We start from the raw sequence: 15,536 nt of genomic DNA, 5'->3' as shown, positions 1-15,536 counted from the left end.
GTCTATCCATCCCCCACAGGAGAACCATGAACCCCACCGTCAGCTCCGCCCCCGGGCTGCTGCTCCCCGCAGCCGACTTCCCCCCGTCGTTCAAGTGGGGCGTCGCCACCTCCTCGTACCAGATCGAGGGCGCCGTCGCCGAGGACGGGCGCACGCCGTCCATCTGGGACACGTTCTGCCGGGTGCCCGGCGCCGTGGCCGGCGGGGACCACGGCGACGTCGCGTGCGACCACTACCACCGGATGCCGCAGGACGTCGCGCTGATCAAGAGCCTCGGCGTGGACACGTACCGTTTCTCGGTGGCGTGGCCGCGGGTGCAGCCGCACGGCCGCGGCCCGGTCAACCCGGCCGGCCTCGGCTTCTACGACCGGCTGACCGACGAGCTGCTGGCCGCCGGCGTCGAACCGTGGGTGACGCTGTACCACTGGGACCTGCCGCAGGAGCTGGAGGACGCGGGCGGCTGGCCGAACCGCGACACCGCGTACCGCTTCGCCGACTACGCGATGATGGTCTTCGACAAGCTGAACGACCGCGTGGACACGTGGACCACCCTGAACGAGCCGTGGTGCTCGGCGTGGCTGGGCTACGTCACCGGCGTGCACGCCCCCGGCCGCAAGGACTTCGACGCCGGCCTCGCCGCCGTGCACCACCTGCTGCTCGGCCACGGCCTCGCCACCCAGCGGATGCGGGCGGCGGCGACGCGCGAGCACACCTACGGGATCACCCTCAACATGGGTACGGCCGACCCCGCGACCGACAGCCAGGCCGACCGCGACGCCGCCCGCCGCGCCGACGGCATGGGCCTGCGCGTCTACCTCGACCCGCTGCGCAAGGGTGCGTACCCGCAGGACATCGTCGACGACCTGGCCGCCCGCGGCTCGGCGTTCCCGGTGCAGGACGGCGACCTCGAGATCATCTCCACGCCGTTCGAGGTGCTCGGCGTCAACTTCTACTTCGGACAGGACTTCAGCGGCACCGACGAGAACGGCGGCACGCTCGACGCCGACGGCCTGCCCGTCGTGCGGGCCATCCTTCCCGACCGCCCCCGCACGGCGATGGACTGGCCGATCACGCCGGAGCGCTTCACCCAGCTGCTCGTGCGCCTGCACAACGACTACCCCGGCCTGCCGATCGTCGTCACCGAGAACGGCGCGGCGTTCGACGACCGCGCCGACGAGAACGGGAACGTGGCCGACGACGACCGCACGTCCTACCTGGCGGAGCACATCGCGGCCGTGGCGGCGGCCCGGGAACAGGGCGCGGACGTGCGCGGATACTTCGCGTGGTCGCTGCTGGACAACTTCGAGTGGGCCGAGGGGTACGCGAAGCGGTTCGGCATCGTGCACGTGGACTACGAGACGCAGAAGCGCACGCCGAAGCAGTCGGCGCTGTGGTACCGCGACACGATCGCCCGGGTGCGCGGCAACTGAGGTTCCCCGATCGGGAAAGGGCGCGGCTTCGGCGGCGCCCTTTCCCGTGCGCTCAGCGGCCTCGGGTCAACGACCGGCGGTGCGCCGCGCGGGACATCGGCGCCGGGCCGGCCGTCGCCGGCAGGCCGCCGTCGGCGAGCAGGCGCGCGATCGGCAGCGTGGCCGCGCCCATCGCGACGGCGTCGGGTCCAAGCTGGCAGAGCTCGATCCGGGTACGGGAGTACGGCTGCCGCAGGGCATTCCGGGCGGCTGCGTCCCGGATGTCCGGAAGAAAACGCTCTCCCAGCGCCAAGCCTGCCGGGCCGCCGAGCACGATGCGCTCGGGCGAGAACAGGTTCACCAACCCCGCGATTCCGGCGCCCAGATAGCCGACGGTCTCGCGGATCACCCGGGCCGCCGCCTCGTCGAGCGGGCCGTCCGCCGCCAGCATCCGGGTGAGCAGCTTCGGGTCGGGCTGCCGGCCGGTGGCCTCCGCCAGGCGCGCGATCACCTTCTCCGCGCCGATGTACGCCTCCAGGCACCCCCGCGCCCCGCACCGGCACACGTCACCGTCGTACACGAGCGTGGTGTGTCCCCACTCCCCCGCGCTGCTGTTGGCACCGCGGTAGCCGCGCCCGTCCATCACGACCGCCGCGCCGACGCCCGTACCGACCATGACGATGACCGCGTGGCGTGCCCCGCGGCCCGCGCCGAACCACATCTCGGCCTGACCGACCGTCTTGGCGCCGTTCTCCACGAAGATCGGCACCTCGGTGCCCTCGCGCAGCATCCGGCCCAGCGGCACACCGTCCCAGCCGGTGGTCTGCGAGTAGACCACCGGGGCGTCCTCGCTCTGGTCGACGACCCCGGCCACCCCCACGCCGAAGCCCAGCACGGCGGACTTCTCGATGCCGGCCTCCGCCACCACCGCGTCCAGCCCTTCGAGGAGCTTCGCGGCGGCCACCTCGGGGACCGGGCCGCCGGCGCCGAGCTCGTACTCCACGACGCCGAGGCGGGACATCGCCAGGTCGTACAGTTCCACCAGAACCCGGGTCTCGCCGACGTCGGCGCCGGCGACGTACCCGAATCCCGGCGCGACCCGCAGCAGCGCGCGCGGCCGGCCACCGTCCGAACCGACCAGGCCGGCCTCCTCGACCAGGCCCTCGTCGAGCATCTCGCCGATCAGGTTGCTGACGCTGGCCTGGCTGAGCGCGGTGGTGTCACCCAGCTGCTGCCGGCTCTGCCGGCCGCCGTGGAACAGGTCCGTGAGGAGGCTGGCCCGGTTCGCGCGGCGGACGTCCCGCACCGTCGTACGCCTGGTCTCCAAGCCCGCACCCGCTTTCGCATACACCCGTGTCACCTGCATCTAACGCCCCGAGTCCAACCGCCCCACCACCGCCCCTGACCGGACTGAAGAGTGGCCCGGGCGGAAGTTTCGAGCCGGGTTACCCATCATGACGCGCGCAGGGCCCGGCGAAAACCGGGCGAGGGTCGCCGCGCCTTCGGGTACGGTCGGCCACCGTGACCGATTACCTCGACGTCAACCGCGCGAACTGGGACGAACGCGCCCCGGCGCACGCGGCCTCGACGGGCTACAACCTGGCCGCGTTCGCCGCGGACCCGGGGCATCTCAGCGACGTCGTACGCTTCGACCTGCCGCGGCTGGGCGACATCAGCGGGCTGCGTGGCGTACACCTGCAATGTCACATCGGCAGCGACACCGTGTCGCTGGCCCGGCTGGGCGCGACCATGACGGGCCTCGACTTCTCGCCCGCCTCCCTCGCCGAGGCCCGCAAGCTGGCGGAGCGCGCCGGCAACCCGGTCGACTTCGTCGAGTCGGACGTCTACGGCGCGCCGGAGGTGCTCGGCACGGACGGCTTCGACCTCGTGTACACCGGCATCGGCGCGCTGGGCTGGCTGCCCGACATCCGGCGGTGGGCGCGGGTCGTCGCGGCGCTGCTGCGCCCCGGCGGGCGGCTGTTCATCCGCGAGGGCCACCCGATGCTGTGGACCCTGCAGGACGGCCGCGACGACGACCTGCTCGTGGTCGAGTACCCGTACTTCGAGCATGCCGAGCCGATGGTCTGGGACGAGGCCGGCACGTACGTCGACACCGACCACGAATTCGTGCACACGACCACCCACGAGTGGAGCCACGGCCTCGGCGAGATCGTGACGGCGCTGCTCGAGGCCGGCATGACGATCACCGGCCTGACCGAGCACGACACGGTGCCCTGGGAGGCCCTGCCGGGCAAGATGACCCTGCGCCCCGGCGGCGAATGGCAGGTCACCGACCGGCCCCGCCGCCTGCCGCACACGTACACCCTGCAGGCGGTGCGCGCCGCCGTTTAAAGATCGACGCGTACGGGGTATGTCGCGGGCCACTCCCCCACCTTGCTCAGGAGGCCCCCGATGCGCGCAGGATCGATCGGCGGAATCATCGTCATCTTGTGGCTCGTGCTCGGCGCCGTCGCCGCGTTCGAGCGCGGCTACTTCAAGGACACCGGCGACGCCGGCTGCGCCAAGGCCGGCACGGTCATGGTCACCATCGTCGCGGGACCGCTCAACTGGATGGGCGTCAACCCCAAGATCACGTGCGACATCCCGGAGCCGTCGAAGTAGGCGACGAACCGCCCCGCGCCCGCCCGGTCAGCCGACCGGGCGGGCCGCCGCCTGTCACCGTGTCCACGGCGGGCGGATCGAGGAGCCGTCCGGGAGCACGGCCTCCAGACCGACGCTCGTGGTCACCCACGCGCTCGCCGGCCCGCCCGACCGGTTGTCGACCCGGAACGCCGACCCGGCCGGCACGAACGCGACATCACCGGCCCGCAGCGTCCCCGGCACGCCGTCGACGGTCACGGTCAGCTCACCGGAGATCAGCAGAACCACCTCCTCCCGGCTGACCCGGTGCTCGACACCCGCCGTACCCCCGGCGACCTCGAGCCGCCACGCACACAGCTCCCGGCTCCCCGACGACGGCGCGACGAACGAGTGGAACGTCGCCCCGTGCATCTCGTGCGCTATTGCTGCTTCTTCCTTGACGATGGACATCCTCGCTCCTTTGGTCAATCAGCTTGACCATATAGTCAACCAACTTGACTTCTGTGTCAAACTGGCGCCGTGGAACTCCTCGACCTACCCGCCCTGCTCCTCGGCGCGGCACGCTCCCTGGTGGACGGCATCGACGACGGCGTACGCGCGCGCGGCTTCACGGATCTGCGGCCGGCACACGGGTTCGCATTCGCCCGCCTGTCGAGCGGCGGCGCGACGGTGGTGCAACTCGCGGACCACCTCGACGTCACGAAGCAGGCGGCCAGCCAGATGGTCGAGGACCTGGTGAGCAAGGGATACGTCGAACGCCGCCCCCACCCCGACGACGCGCGTGCGCGGTTGATCGTGCTGACGGAGAAGGGGTGGGCGTGCACCCGGGCAGCGGACGAGGCGGCGGAAGAGGTGCTGCGGCCATGGGCGGACGAGATCGGGCCGGAGCGGGTGGCCGCCCTGCGGGCGGACCTGGCACGGCTGGCGACCCCCGGCCGGCTCCGCCCGATCTGGTGAGGCGGCCGCCGGAACACCCGCGTGAAGCCGCGTAGGCCGGCCGACAGCGACCCGCGCCTTCGTCGAACAACCGCACGCGTCGGTCAGCCATCACGCGAGAAAACGAACCACCCGCCAAGAACGGCCGACCGTGACCTGACCCGCTCGGCAGCAACCTACTGTGACCAGCCGGGAACGGCCCACCGCGGCCCGGCGCGGGAAACGGCCGACCACACGCACGCAAGGTCGACCCACCGCACGGGAGACGGCCCATCGCAACCTGCGGCGAGCGACCCATCGCGAACCGCCTCGGAGCGGCCCCACCACAACCCCGCGCGGAGCAAGCTCGCCGAAACCGGCGCGGGAGCGGCTTGCCGCAACCCGTACGGAAAGGGTGCGCCGCACCCCGCGCGGGATGGTCAGCCGCGTTCGATGAGGTGGCCGATGATCTGGGGGCCCATCAGGACCGCTTCGCCCGAGCCGTCGCGGCGGCCGTCGGGGTCCGGGAGGTCGACCGGGTCGCCCGTCGTGCTGGCGCCGACCGGGCGGGGGCCTACCCAGGCCACCGTGAGGCTGGACTCGCCCTTGAGGAAGCGCTGGACGCGGACGCCGCCCGTGGCTCGGCCCTTGGGCGGGTACGCCGCGAACGGGGTGACCTTGACCTGGGTGCCCGTGGAGGTGACCACCATGGGTTCGCCGTGCTGGGGGTCATGGGTGCCGACCGCGTTGAAGGAGAGGGCCTCGGCGCCGGCGGACAGGTTGATGCCGGCCATGCCGCCGCCCTTGAGGCCTTGGGGGCGTACGAGTTTGGCCGGGAAGCGCAGCAGCGACGCGTCCGAGGTGACGAAGACCAGCGACTCCGAGCCGTCGGTGAGCCAGGTGGCCTGGAGCACCTCGTCGCCGTCCTTGAGCGTGATGACCTCGAACTCGTCGGAGCGGACCGGCCATTCCGGCGCGCAGACCTTGACCACGCCGCGGCGGGTGCCCAGGGCCAGGCCCGGGGAGTCGTCGGCGGCGAGCGGGGCGAGGCCGACGACGCGTTCGCCCTTCTCGAGCGGGACCAGCTCGGAGGCGGACATGCCGCCGCGCAGGGACACCGTGCCGGACTGCTCCGGGAGCACCGGCAGCGGCAGCACGTCGGTCTTGAACGCCCGGCCCCGGTTGGTGATCAGCAGCACCCGGCCGCGGGCCGTGGAGTGCACGACCGCGCGAACCGCGTCGTGCTTGACCCGGCCGCTGCGGCGGCGGGCCTCCGTCGCCTCCTCGCTCTCCGCCGCCGTACGCGCGATCAGCCCGGTGGCCGACAGGATCACCTGGCACGGGTCGTCGGCGACCTCCAGCGGCCCGGCCGGCGCGGAGGCGGCGAGCACCTCCTTGAGGTCGCCGTCGATGAGCGTGGTGCGCCGGGGTGTCGCGAACTCCGCCGCGACCTCGGCCAGCTCGTCGGAGACGACCTGGCGGAGCACGTTCTCGTCGTCGAGGATGCGCGACAGCTCGGCGATCTCCTCGTTGAGCCGCTGCTGCTCGGTCTCCAGCTCGATGCGGTCGAAGCGGGTCAGCCGGCGCAGCGGGGTGTCCAGGATGTACGTCGCCTGGATGTCGGTCAGCCCGAACTCGCTCATCAGGCCGGCCTTCGCGGCCGCGGCGTCGTCGCTGCCGCGGATGATCGCGACGACCCGGTCGATGTCGATGAGCGCGATGAGCAGGCCGTCGACCAGGTGCAGCCGGTCCTGCCGCTTCGTCCGCCGGAACGTGGTGCGCCGGGTGACCACCTCGTAGCGGTGCGCCAGGAACACCTCGAGCAGCTCCTTGAGCCCGAGGGTCCGCGGCTGGCCGTCGACCAGCACGAGGTTGTTGATGCCGAACGAGGTCTCCAGCGGGGTCAGCCTGTACAGGTCGGCGAGCAGCGCCTGCGGGTTCACGCCGACCTTGCACTCGATGACCAGCCGGGTGCCGTGCTCGCGGTCGGTGAGGTCCTTGACGTCCGCGATGCCCTGCAGGCGGGCGGCCTGGCGCTGGCCCTTCTTCGGGCCGGAGACGATGAGCTTGCCCTTCACCTCGTCGGTGATCGCCTCGATGATCTTCTCGGTGCCGACGCCGTACGGCAGCTCGACGACCGTGATGGCCTGCCGGCCGCGGCCACCCTCGAGCGGCCCGGTCTGGGCGCGGGCCCGCATGCGCACCACGCCGCGACCGGTCTCGTATGCCCGGCGCACCTCGTCGAGACCGAGCAGCTGACCGCCGGTGGGCAGGTCGGGCCCGGGCACGAAGCGCATGAGCGCGTCGAGGTCGGCCTCCGGATCGGTGATCAGGTGCCGCGCCGCCGCGACGACCTCGCCGAGGTTGTGCGGGATCATGTTGGTCGCCATGCCGACCGCGATGCCGGACGTGCCGTTGACCAGCAGGTTGGGGAAGGCCGCCGGCAGCACCGTCGGCTCCTGCTCGGAGCCGTCGTAGTTGGGCTTGAAGTCGACCGTGCCCTCGCCGATCTCGCCGACCAGCAGCATGGCCTCGCGCGACATCCGGGACTCGGTGTACCGCTCGGCGGCGGGGCCGTCGTCCGGCGAGCCGAAGTTGCCGTGCCCGTCGATCAGCGGGACGTTGAGCGAGAAGTCCTGGGCGAGGCGGACCATCGCGTCGTAGATCGCCACGTTGCCGTGCGGGTGGTACTTACCCATGCAGTCGCCGACGACGCGGGCGGACTTCACGTACGGGCGGTCGGGGCGGTAGCCCTGCTCCTGCATCGACCAGAGGATGCGGCGGTGGACGGGTTTGAGCCCGTCGCGCGCGTCCGGCAGGGCGCGGGAGTGGATGACCGAGTACGCGTACTCCAGGTAGGAGTCCTCGACCTCGGTGGTGATGGGGTTGTCGATGACGCGGGCCCCGGCCTGGTCGAAGGCCGACAGGTCCACCCGGGACTGCTCGTTCTTGCGGCGTGCCATGTCTTGTGACCCGTTCCTCAGGCGTCGATCGTTTCCTGGTCGATGCGGCCGGCGGCCTCGATGAGCCAGTTCTTGCGCGGCTCGACCCGCTCCCCCATGAGCAGCTCGAGCGTGGCCTCGGCCCGCTCGGCGTCGTCGAGGGTGATCCGCCGGACCGTGCGGGTGGCGGGGTTCATCGTGGTGTCCCACAGCTCGTCGGCGTCCATCTCGCCGAGACCCTTGAACCGGGGCACGGGCTTGTTGACGGACTTGCCGGCCTTCTCGAACCGCCGGACCGTCGCCTCCATCTCCTGCTGGGTGTACGTGTACACCGTCTCGGAGTTGCGGCCCTTGGTGCTGACCTTGTGCAGCGGCGGCATGGCGGCGAAGAGCCGGCCGTTCTCGATCACCGGCCGCATGTACTTGGCGAAGAGCGTGATCAGCAGGGTGCGGATGTGCGAGCCGTCGACGTCCGCGTCCGCCATGATCATGACGCGGCCGTAGCGCATGGTGCTCAGGTCGAACGTGCGCCCCGACCCGGCCCCCAGCACCTGCACGATGGCCGAGCACTCGGCGTTGTCCAGGACCTGCTGCAGGCTGGCCTTCTGGACGTTGAGGATCTTGCCGCGGATCGGCAGCAGCGCCTGGTATTCCGAGCTGCGGGCCATGCGGGCGGTGCCCAGCGCGCTGTCGCCCTCCACGATGTAGAGCTCGCTGCGGTTGATCCCGGTGGAGCGGCAGTCGACGAGCTTGGGCGGCATGGACGCCCCCTCGAGGGCGGTCTTGCGCCGGGCGGCGTCCTTCTGCTGCTTCTGGGTGAGACGGACGCGGGCGGCGTCGACCACCTTCTGCAGGACCGTACGGGCCTCGCTCTTGGTGCGCCGATCGTCCATCCACTGCTTGAGGTGCTGCTCGACGAGGCCCTGCAGCACCCGGGTGATGCCGGCGGTGGACAGCTCGTCCTTGGTCTGCGAGGTGAACTGCGGCTCGGGCACGCGCACGTGGATGACGGCGGTGAGCCCCTCGAGGTAGTCGTCGAGGACCGGCACGTCCTCCTTGGGCTTGAGCAGACCGCGGGCGTTGCGGACGGCCTCGCCGAGGGCGCGGGTGAGGGCGCGCTCGAAGCCCTTGCGGTGGGTGCCGCCGTGCATGTTGCGGATCGTGTTGGTGAAGCACTCGACGGTGCGTTCGTAGCCGGTGCCCCAGCGGAACGCGACCTCGATCTCGGCGCGACGCTCGACGTTGGACTGCATGACGCCGTTGGCGTCGGCGGCGTTCTCCTTGTAGGTGCCCTCGCCGGTGATCATGAGGATGCCGGAGACCGGCTTGTCGCCGGACGGGGTGAGGAACTCCACCATGTCGGTGAGCCCGTGCGGGTAGTGGAAGGTCTCCTCGACCGGCTCCTCGCCGGTGTGGTCGTGCAGCACGAACGCCACGCCGGGCACGAGGAAGGCGGTGTTGCGCAGCTTGGCGCGGACCGTGTCGGTGTCGAGCCGGGCGCCGGTCTCGAAGTAGCGGGCGTCGTACCAGTAGCGGATGGAGGTGCCGGACCGCTCGCCGCGTTTCATCTTGCGCACCACGCGCAGGCCGGCCTCGGCCTGGAACTTCGCCGCGGGGCCGTCGCCGGAGAAGACGCCCGGGACGCCGCGCTGGAACGAGATCTCGTGGACCTTGCCGTCGCGCTTGACGGTCACGTCGAAGCGCAGCGAGAGCGCGTTGACCGCGGAGGCGCCGACGCCGTGCAGGCCGCCGGAGGTCTTGTAACCGGAGCCGCCGAACTTGCCGCCGGCGTGCAGCCGGGTGAGGACCAGCTCGACGCCGGAGAGGCCGGACTTGGCGTTGATGTCGGTGGGGATGCCGCGGCCGTCGTCGTCGACCTGGACCGATCCGTCGGCGTGCAGGTAGACCGTGACGTGCTCGGCGTGACCCGCGACACCCTCGTCGGTGGCGTTGTCGATGATCTCGTTGGCGAGGTGGTTGACGCCGCGGCTGTCGGTCGAGCCGATGTACATGCCGGGGCGCTTGCGCACCGCGTCGAGGCCCTCGAGGTGCGTGAGATCGTCGGCCCCGTAAAGGATCTCCTGTTGCGCAGTCACGAGGTATTACTCCCGGGCAGTGGCGGCCGTCAACGACGCGGCGAGCCTACCGGGCAGGTACGACGAGTTTCGTGAGGCCGACCCGGTACGCCCCGGCAAAGAAAGGGAGGAACCGGACGAACGTCACTCCTCGTGAGCTACGACACGGTTCCGGCCGCCCTGCTTGGCGGCGTACAGGCCCGCGTCGGCGCGGCCGAGCAGGGTGTCGGCGGTCGCGTCCGAGGGGCGCAGCCGGGCCAGCCCGACACTGATAGTGACGGGGATGGGGCCCGTACGCGTGTCGACGGGGCTGCCGTCCACGGCCGCCCGCAGCTTCTCGGCGAGCGCCGGCCCGTCCTCGCGTACCCCCGGCAGCAGCAGCGCGAACTCCTCACCGCCGTACCGGGCGACGAGGCCGTCCGGCGGCAGGCCGGCCAGCAACCGGTCCACCACGCCGCGGATGACGTCGTCGCCGGTCTGGTGGCCGTACGTGTCGTTGATGCGCTTGAAGTGGTCGATGTCGATCATCAGCGCGGTGACCGGGCTGCCCGACTGCCGCGCCGCCGCGAGGGAGCGCTCGGCGAGCTCGAAGAACCGCCGCCGGTTCGCGACCCCGGTCAGGCTGTCCGTGGTGGCCAGCTCGTTGATGCGGCTGAACAGCCGCGCGTTGTCGTACGCGACCATCCCCTGGCCCACCAGCGCGGCCGCGACGCCCAGATCCGCGGCGGCATACGCGTTGACCCGCTCGGACGCGAGCACGAGGACGCCCACCGGCCCGTCGCGGTCGTCCAGCGTGACGGTCAGCCAGCTGCCGCCGCTGTGCGAGCCGAGCGAGGTCGCCCAGGCCGGCGTACCCGAGATCAGGTCGGCCTGCCGGTTGTCCAGCAGCGCACGCAGCTCGGGGTGGTCCGCCAGGACCAGGGTCGCCGTCCCGCCCGTGCCGTTGAGCACGGTGATCTCGGCCGACGACGAGGTGCCGAGCAGCAGCCAGCCGCGCTCGCCGCCGGGCGTCTGCCGGGCGGTGAGCAGCAGCCGGCGCAGCACGAGCTCCGGGTCGAGCGTGCCGCTGAGGCGGGCCATCGCGCGGCGCAGCGTCTCGGCGAGGTCCCGCTGCCGGTTGGCGGCGGCGACCGCGACCTCGAGCTGCGCGGCACGGGCCGTCTCCAGGCCGACGGCGATGTGGTGGGTGATGGCGGTCAGCACGTCGGCGTCGTCGACGGTGAAGACGCCCTTGGCGACGCGGCTGTCGAGGTAGACCACGCCGAGCAGCCGGTCGTCGAGCTCGAGCGGGGCGACGAGGATGCTGCGCAGGCCGTACTGCACGACGCTGTCGGCGCCCAGGGCCGCGCCCTCCTCGGTGCCGGTGACGACGAGCGGTTCGCGGCTGTGCCGGACCCGGTCCACCACCGTGGTGCTGTAACCGGTGAGCTCGGCGAGGTCGTGCCCGCCGGCGTCCCGGCCGACCTGCGGGGCGAGCACCCCGCTGTCGGCGTCCACGAGGAACAGCAGCGCGCGCTCGGCGCCGAGCAGCCGTACGGTCTCGTCCAGCGCGACCCGGGTGAGCCGCTCGGGGTCGATGACCCGCGACGCGGCGTTGCTGAGCTGCTCGAGCGCGGCCCAGCGCTGGCCGGCGCGGCCGCGGGCGGCGACGACCGGCACCCGGTTGCGGCGGCCGGCGTCGAGCCGGAACTCGGCCGCGACCCGGCGGGCCCGGTGCGGCCAGCCCCGCTCCTCGGCGATGGTCGCGGCCATGCGCGCCTGCCGGTCGGCCTCCCCGGTCACACCGAGCTGGGTCAGGGCGCGGGCACGGGTGAGGGCGGCCTCGAAAGAGGTCAGCGGCGCGTCGACGGCGCGCAGCAGCTCCTCGGCCCGGCTGAGGATGTCGAGCGCGACGCCGGCGTGCCCGCTCTTGAGCACCGCGAGCGCGGCCTTGGCGATGCGGTGGTGCGCGGCGACCACCGACCGCTTGGTGACCCGGCCCAGCGTGGCGACGGCCTCCCCGGCCGCGGCCAGGGCCCGCTCCTGGTCGGCCGGGGCGGCGCGGCGGGCCTGTTCGAGCCGGCCGTACGCGCGGTAGACGAAGTACGTGTGCTGGGCGGGAAGCACGTCGGACGGGCGCAGGCCCAGTCCCTCGAACTCCGCGACGGCGTCGTCGAAGGCGGCGCCCAGGTCGTCGCGCTCGATGGCGGTGAGCATCCGGGCGACGATCATGTCGACGACCTCGTGGATCTCCCGGGTGTCGCCGGCGCGGCCCAGCGCGGCGAGCGCCTCCCCGGCCCGGCCGCGCATGGCGAGCAGGCCGGCGTCGACGGCCACGACGGCGCTGCGGTCGGCGTGCCCGCCGGCGTCGAGCCAGCGCTGCCGTCCGGTGCAGGCGGCCTCGGCCTCGGCGATCTCGCCGCGCAGCAGCCAGTCCCACCCGAGCACGGCGTAACAGTCGAGGATCAGGCCGGCGTCGAGGAAGCGGTCCCGCTCCATCAGCACGCGCCGGACGCGCTCGCCGGAGTCCGCGCCGCTTCCGTGCACGGCGATGGCGGTCATCCAGTCGATGCGGGCGATCAGCGTCGGGTCGCCCAGCTCGGCGGCGACGCGCAGGGACGCGGTGGTGATGCGGTCGGACAGCCGGTGCAGCCCCACCATGCGCAACGCCATCGTGAGCGCCACGAAGTCGCGGGCACGCTCCGGGGACCGCCCGAGACGGTTGATCGGGTACACCATCCGCAGCGCGTAGGCGAGGGACCGGGCGGGGCGCAGCGTACGGATGGTGCCCGAGGCGCCGAAGTGCAGCAGCGTCGTCTCCAGCCGCAGCAGGTCGCGGTGTTCGCCCTTGGCGGTGCCGTAGCCGAGCCGGGTGACCCGGGTCAGACAGCCGATGACGAAGAACCACACCGCGGAGAGCACCCGCAGCACGGGGTTGGCGGGCAGGCTGCGGCCCAGCTCGGCGAGCCCCCGGTCGACGGCGTCCAGCTGGGCGGCGCCACTCCAATTGCTCTCGTGCACGCGGGCGATCAGCAGGTGCAGGCGGGCGCGTTCGGTGCCGCTCGACGCCTCCGACAGCGCCTCGGTGAACATCGCCATCGCATCGTCGAAGCGGCCGTTCTGGTGGTACGCGGTGCCGAGCAGCTCCTTGAGCGCGCTGCCCACGGTCAGGCCGCCGGTACGCGCGGCGTCGCGGGCGTACTCGAGGTAGGTCAGCGCGGTGTCCGGCGCGTGCTCGGCGAGCGCCCGGGCACCGGCCGCGGTGCAGGCGCGCAACATCCGGACCGGTTCGTGGCCGGGGTTGCCCAGCGCGCAGTGCCGGGCGAGGGCGTACACGTCGGGGTCGGGACGACGGTCCAGGGCGTCGGCGATGCGGTCGTGCAGCTCGCGCAGCTGCGCCTCGCCGAGGTCGGCGAGGAGCGCGACGCGGATGCTGTCGTGCAGGAACCGGTGGACGCCGTCGCGCTGCGCGAGCAGGCCCTGGCGGTTCGCGTCGGAGAGGACGTCGTGCACCTGGCGGCGGTCGACGCCGGCAGCCTCGGCGATGATCCCGGCGCTGAACGCGGTGCCGACGACGGCGGCGATGCCGAGCAGGTGCCGGCTGGCCGAGTCGAGCGCGCTCATGCGGCGCAGCACGAGCTGCGCCGAGTCGGCCGGCAGCGCCAGGTCGCGGATCCCGTCGCCGTCGACCTCCCACCTGCCCCAGTCCGGCCGCAGCAGCCCGGCCTCCATGACCATCCGCGCGTACGCGAGGGTCACGAACGGGTTCCCGCCGGTCAGCATCGTGATGTGCGCCGCGGCGCGCTCGGGCAGCCGGACGCCGCCGGAGATGGACTCGATGAGCAGCGCCACCTGCTCCTGGCCGAGCGGCGCCAGGGTGACGTCGAGGACCTGGCCGGAGCCGAGTCGCGGTGGCTGCCCCTGCGCGTCGCCGTCGGCGGGCCGGGTGGTCGCCACGACGAGCATCCGTACGCCGGACACGCCGGCGGCCAGCTGCCGCAGCACGCGCCGGGTGCCGTCGTCGAACCACTGCGCGTCGTCGAGGTGCACCAGCACCGGCCCGGCGGTGCGCGCCAGTCCGGTGAGCAGGTCGGCGACGGCGGCGGCGTGCCGGCCGAGGCCGATCTCGCCCGGCACCTCGGGCACGCCGAGGACCTCGGCCAGCGCCGGGGACAGGCTGGTCACCAGGCCGGCGCTCTGGCCGGCGGCGGCGCGCAGGACGTTCGCGGCGGCCGCGCGGCCACCGGGGTGGTCGAGCAACTCCTTCACGTACGCATCGACGGCGGCCCGCAGCGGCGCCATCGGCCGCCGGTCGCCGGACGACGCCCCGCCGCGCAGCACCACGGCGCCCTGGGCGGCGGCCAGCGTGCCGAGCTCGGCCGCGAGCCGGGTCTTCCCCGCGCCGGACGGCCCGTGCAGCATCACCACGCCGCCCCGGCCGCTCGCCGCGTCGTCCCAGCGGTCGCGGAGGACGGCGAACTCGGCCTCCCGGCCGGTCAGCTGCGGCTCCAGCGGCGTGACCGGCCCGTCCTCGTCACCGAGCGGGAACACCGCGGCCGGGTCGGTGGCCAGGCGGCGCAGGTCCGCCAGCAGCCCGGCGGCGCTCTGGTAGCGGTCGTCGGGGTCCTTCGCGAGGAGGCGGACGATGACGGCGGCGAAGGTCGCGCCGAGGCCGGGCGAGAGCGCCCGGGGATCGGGTACGGCGGCGGTGGCGTGCAGGTGCAGCAGCTCGCCGACGTCGTCCGCGGCGAACGGCGGGGCGCCGGTGACGCACTCGAAGAGCACCGCGCCGAGGGCGTACAGGTCTGAGCGGTTGTCGACGGGCCGGTTGAGCATGCCCGTCTGCTCCGGCGCGCAGTAGGTGAGCGTGCCGGCCACGGCGTCGTCCGGGCCCAGGCCGTCGCGCGACGTGGGGGCGGCGAGCCCGAAGTCCACGAGGCGGGCTGCGCCCTCGGCGGTGATCATCACGTTCTCGGGCTTGATGTCGCGGTGCACCAGGTCGTGCTCGTGTACGGCGCGCAGCGCGCCCGCGGCGTCGGCCCCGATCGAGATCGCGTGCCGCTCCGGGAGCGGCCCGCGCAGCAGCCGCCGGGCGAGCGGCTCCCCCTCGACCAGATCCATGATCAGGTACGGCCGGCCGGCGACGTCACCGGCCTTGTGCACGCGCGGGAGGTTCGGGTTGTCGACGGCGGCCAGCAGCGCCGCCTGCCGGTGGAACTCGCGCCCGCGGACCGAACCGGCCGGCGCCTCGTCGAGCAGCATCTTGAGGGCGTACTCGCGGCCGTCGCGCCGGACGCGGTACACCACCGCCTGAGCGCCGCGGCCGATCTCGCCCAGCACTTCGAGCCCGGCGGCGACGCCGAGCTCGGACTGCACCGCTGCCGGCTCTGCCGGTACGGAAGGCGAGGCACCCACGCTGCCTCTATCGGCGCACCGCCTCCCCGCTGAAGGATTCCCGGCCGGGGCCGACTGCACCGCAGCGAAGCGCAGGGCCAGAAGGCCGACCCAACAAACTCAGCCCGGGGCCGACTGCACCGCAGCGAAGCGCAGGGCCAGAAGGCCGACCCAACAAACTCAGCCCGGGGCCGACTGCACCGCAGCGAAGCGCAGGGCCG

At 72.9% G+C, this 15,536-nt stretch carries 9 protein-coding genes; 4 read left to right on the top strand and 5 right to left on the bottom strand.

Going from position 1 to position 15,536, the window contains the following annotated elements:
- Nucleotides 1–26: 26 nt before the first annotated feature.
- Complete coding sequence (locus AB0K03_RS35255) at nt 27–1,430, top strand: GH1 family beta-glucosidase (protein WP_364694430.1); 1,404 nt, start codon at nt 27–29, stop codon at nt 1,428–1,430.
- Between the two features lie 52 nt (nt 1,431–1,482).
- Here the strand turns inward: AB0K03_RS35255 and AB0K03_RS35250 are convergent, their stop codons facing one another.
- Nucleotides 1,483–2,736, bottom strand: coding sequence for an ROK family protein (locus AB0K03_RS35250; protein ID WP_364694427.1), 1,254 nt, complete (start codon nt 2,734–2,736; stop codon nt 1,483–1,485).
- A 194-nt stretch (nt 2,737–2,930) separates the two neighbouring features.
- On the opposite strand from AB0K03_RS35250, the gene AB0K03_RS35245 reads away from it, so the two are divergent.
- A complete protein-coding gene (locus tag AB0K03_RS35245; protein WP_364694424.1) occupies nt 2,931–3,761 on the top strand; it encodes a class I SAM-dependent methyltransferase in 831 nt (276 codons plus the stop codon).
- Nucleotides 3,762–3,821: 60 nt separating this feature from the next.
- Nucleotides 3,822–4,031: a hypothetical protein gene (locus AB0K03_RS35240; protein WP_364694421.1), complete on the top strand. Its 210-nt coding sequence runs from the start codon at nt 3,822–3,824 to the stop codon at nt 4,029–4,031.
- Nucleotides 4,032–4,085: 54 nt separating this feature from the next.
- Here AB0K03_RS35240 and AB0K03_RS35235 read toward each other — a convergent pair whose 3' ends face one another.
- The gene (locus AB0K03_RS35235; RefSeq protein WP_364694418.1) at nt 4,086–4,460 is read right to left on the bottom strand and encodes a cupin domain-containing protein; all 375 of its coding nucleotides are present in this window, start codon (nt 4,458–4,460) and stop codon (nt 4,086–4,088) included.
- A 69-nt stretch (nt 4,461–4,529) separates the two neighbouring features.
- Between AB0K03_RS35235 and AB0K03_RS35230 the strand changes: the two genes are divergently transcribed.
- Nucleotides 4,530–4,967, top strand: a complete 438-nt coding sequence (locus tag AB0K03_RS35230; RefSeq protein ID WP_364694416.1) for a MarR family winged helix-turn-helix transcriptional regulator — start codon at nt 4,530–4,532, stop codon at nt 4,965–4,967.
- A 398-nt stretch (nt 4,968–5,365) separates the two neighbouring features.
- Here AB0K03_RS35230 and AB0K03_RS35225 read toward each other — a convergent pair whose 3' ends face one another.
- The 3 genes from AB0K03_RS35225 to AB0K03_RS35215 form a co-directional block, all read right to left on the bottom strand.
- The gene (locus tag AB0K03_RS35225) at nt 5,366–7,888 is read right to left on the bottom strand and encodes a DNA topoisomerase IV subunit A (protein ID WP_364694413.1); all 2,523 of its coding nucleotides are present in this window, start codon (nt 7,886–7,888) and stop codon (nt 5,366–5,368) included.
- A 17-nt stretch (nt 7,889–7,905) separates the two neighbouring features.
- Nucleotides 7,906–9,963 (bottom strand): DNA topoisomerase IV subunit B, encoded by a 2,058-nt coding sequence (locus AB0K03_RS35220; RefSeq protein WP_364694410.1) that lies wholly within the window; start codon nt 9,961–9,963, stop codon nt 7,906–7,908.
- Nucleotides 9,964–10,086: 123 nt separating this feature from the next.
- Nucleotides 10,087–15,336 (bottom strand): diguanylate cyclase, encoded by a 5,250-nt coding sequence (locus AB0K03_RS35215; protein ID WP_364694407.1) that lies wholly within the window; start codon nt 15,334–15,336, stop codon nt 10,087–10,089.
- Nucleotides 15,337–15,536 lie beyond the last annotated feature (200 nt).

Source organism: Actinoplanes sp. NPDC049316 (genome assembly GCF_040677315.1).
Lineage (GTDB): Bacteria > Actinomycetota > Actinomycetes > Mycobacteriales > Micromonosporaceae > Actinoplanes.
The sequence above is the reverse complement of the archived record's forward strand: the minus strand, read 5'-3'. Positions and strand labels throughout refer to the sequence as shown.

Excerpts from the sequence above, each read along its gene's own strand:
- AB0K03_RS35235 (WP_364694418.1), bottom strand. The coding sequence starts at position 4,460 with ATGTCCATCGTCAAGGAAGAAGCAGCAATAGCGCACGAGATGCACGGG.
- AB0K03_RS35240 (WP_364694421.1), top strand. The coding sequence starts at position 3,822 with ATGCGCGCAGGATCGATCGGCGGAATCATCGTCATCTTGTGGCTCGTG.
- AB0K03_RS35225 (WP_364694413.1), bottom strand. The coding sequence starts at position 7,888 with ATGGCACGCCGCAAGAACGAGCAGTCCCGGGTGGACCTGTCGGCCTTC.
- AB0K03_RS35255 (WP_364694430.1), top strand. The coding sequence starts at position 27 with ATGAACCCCACCGTCAGCTCCGCCCCCGGGCTGCTGCTCCCCGCAGCC.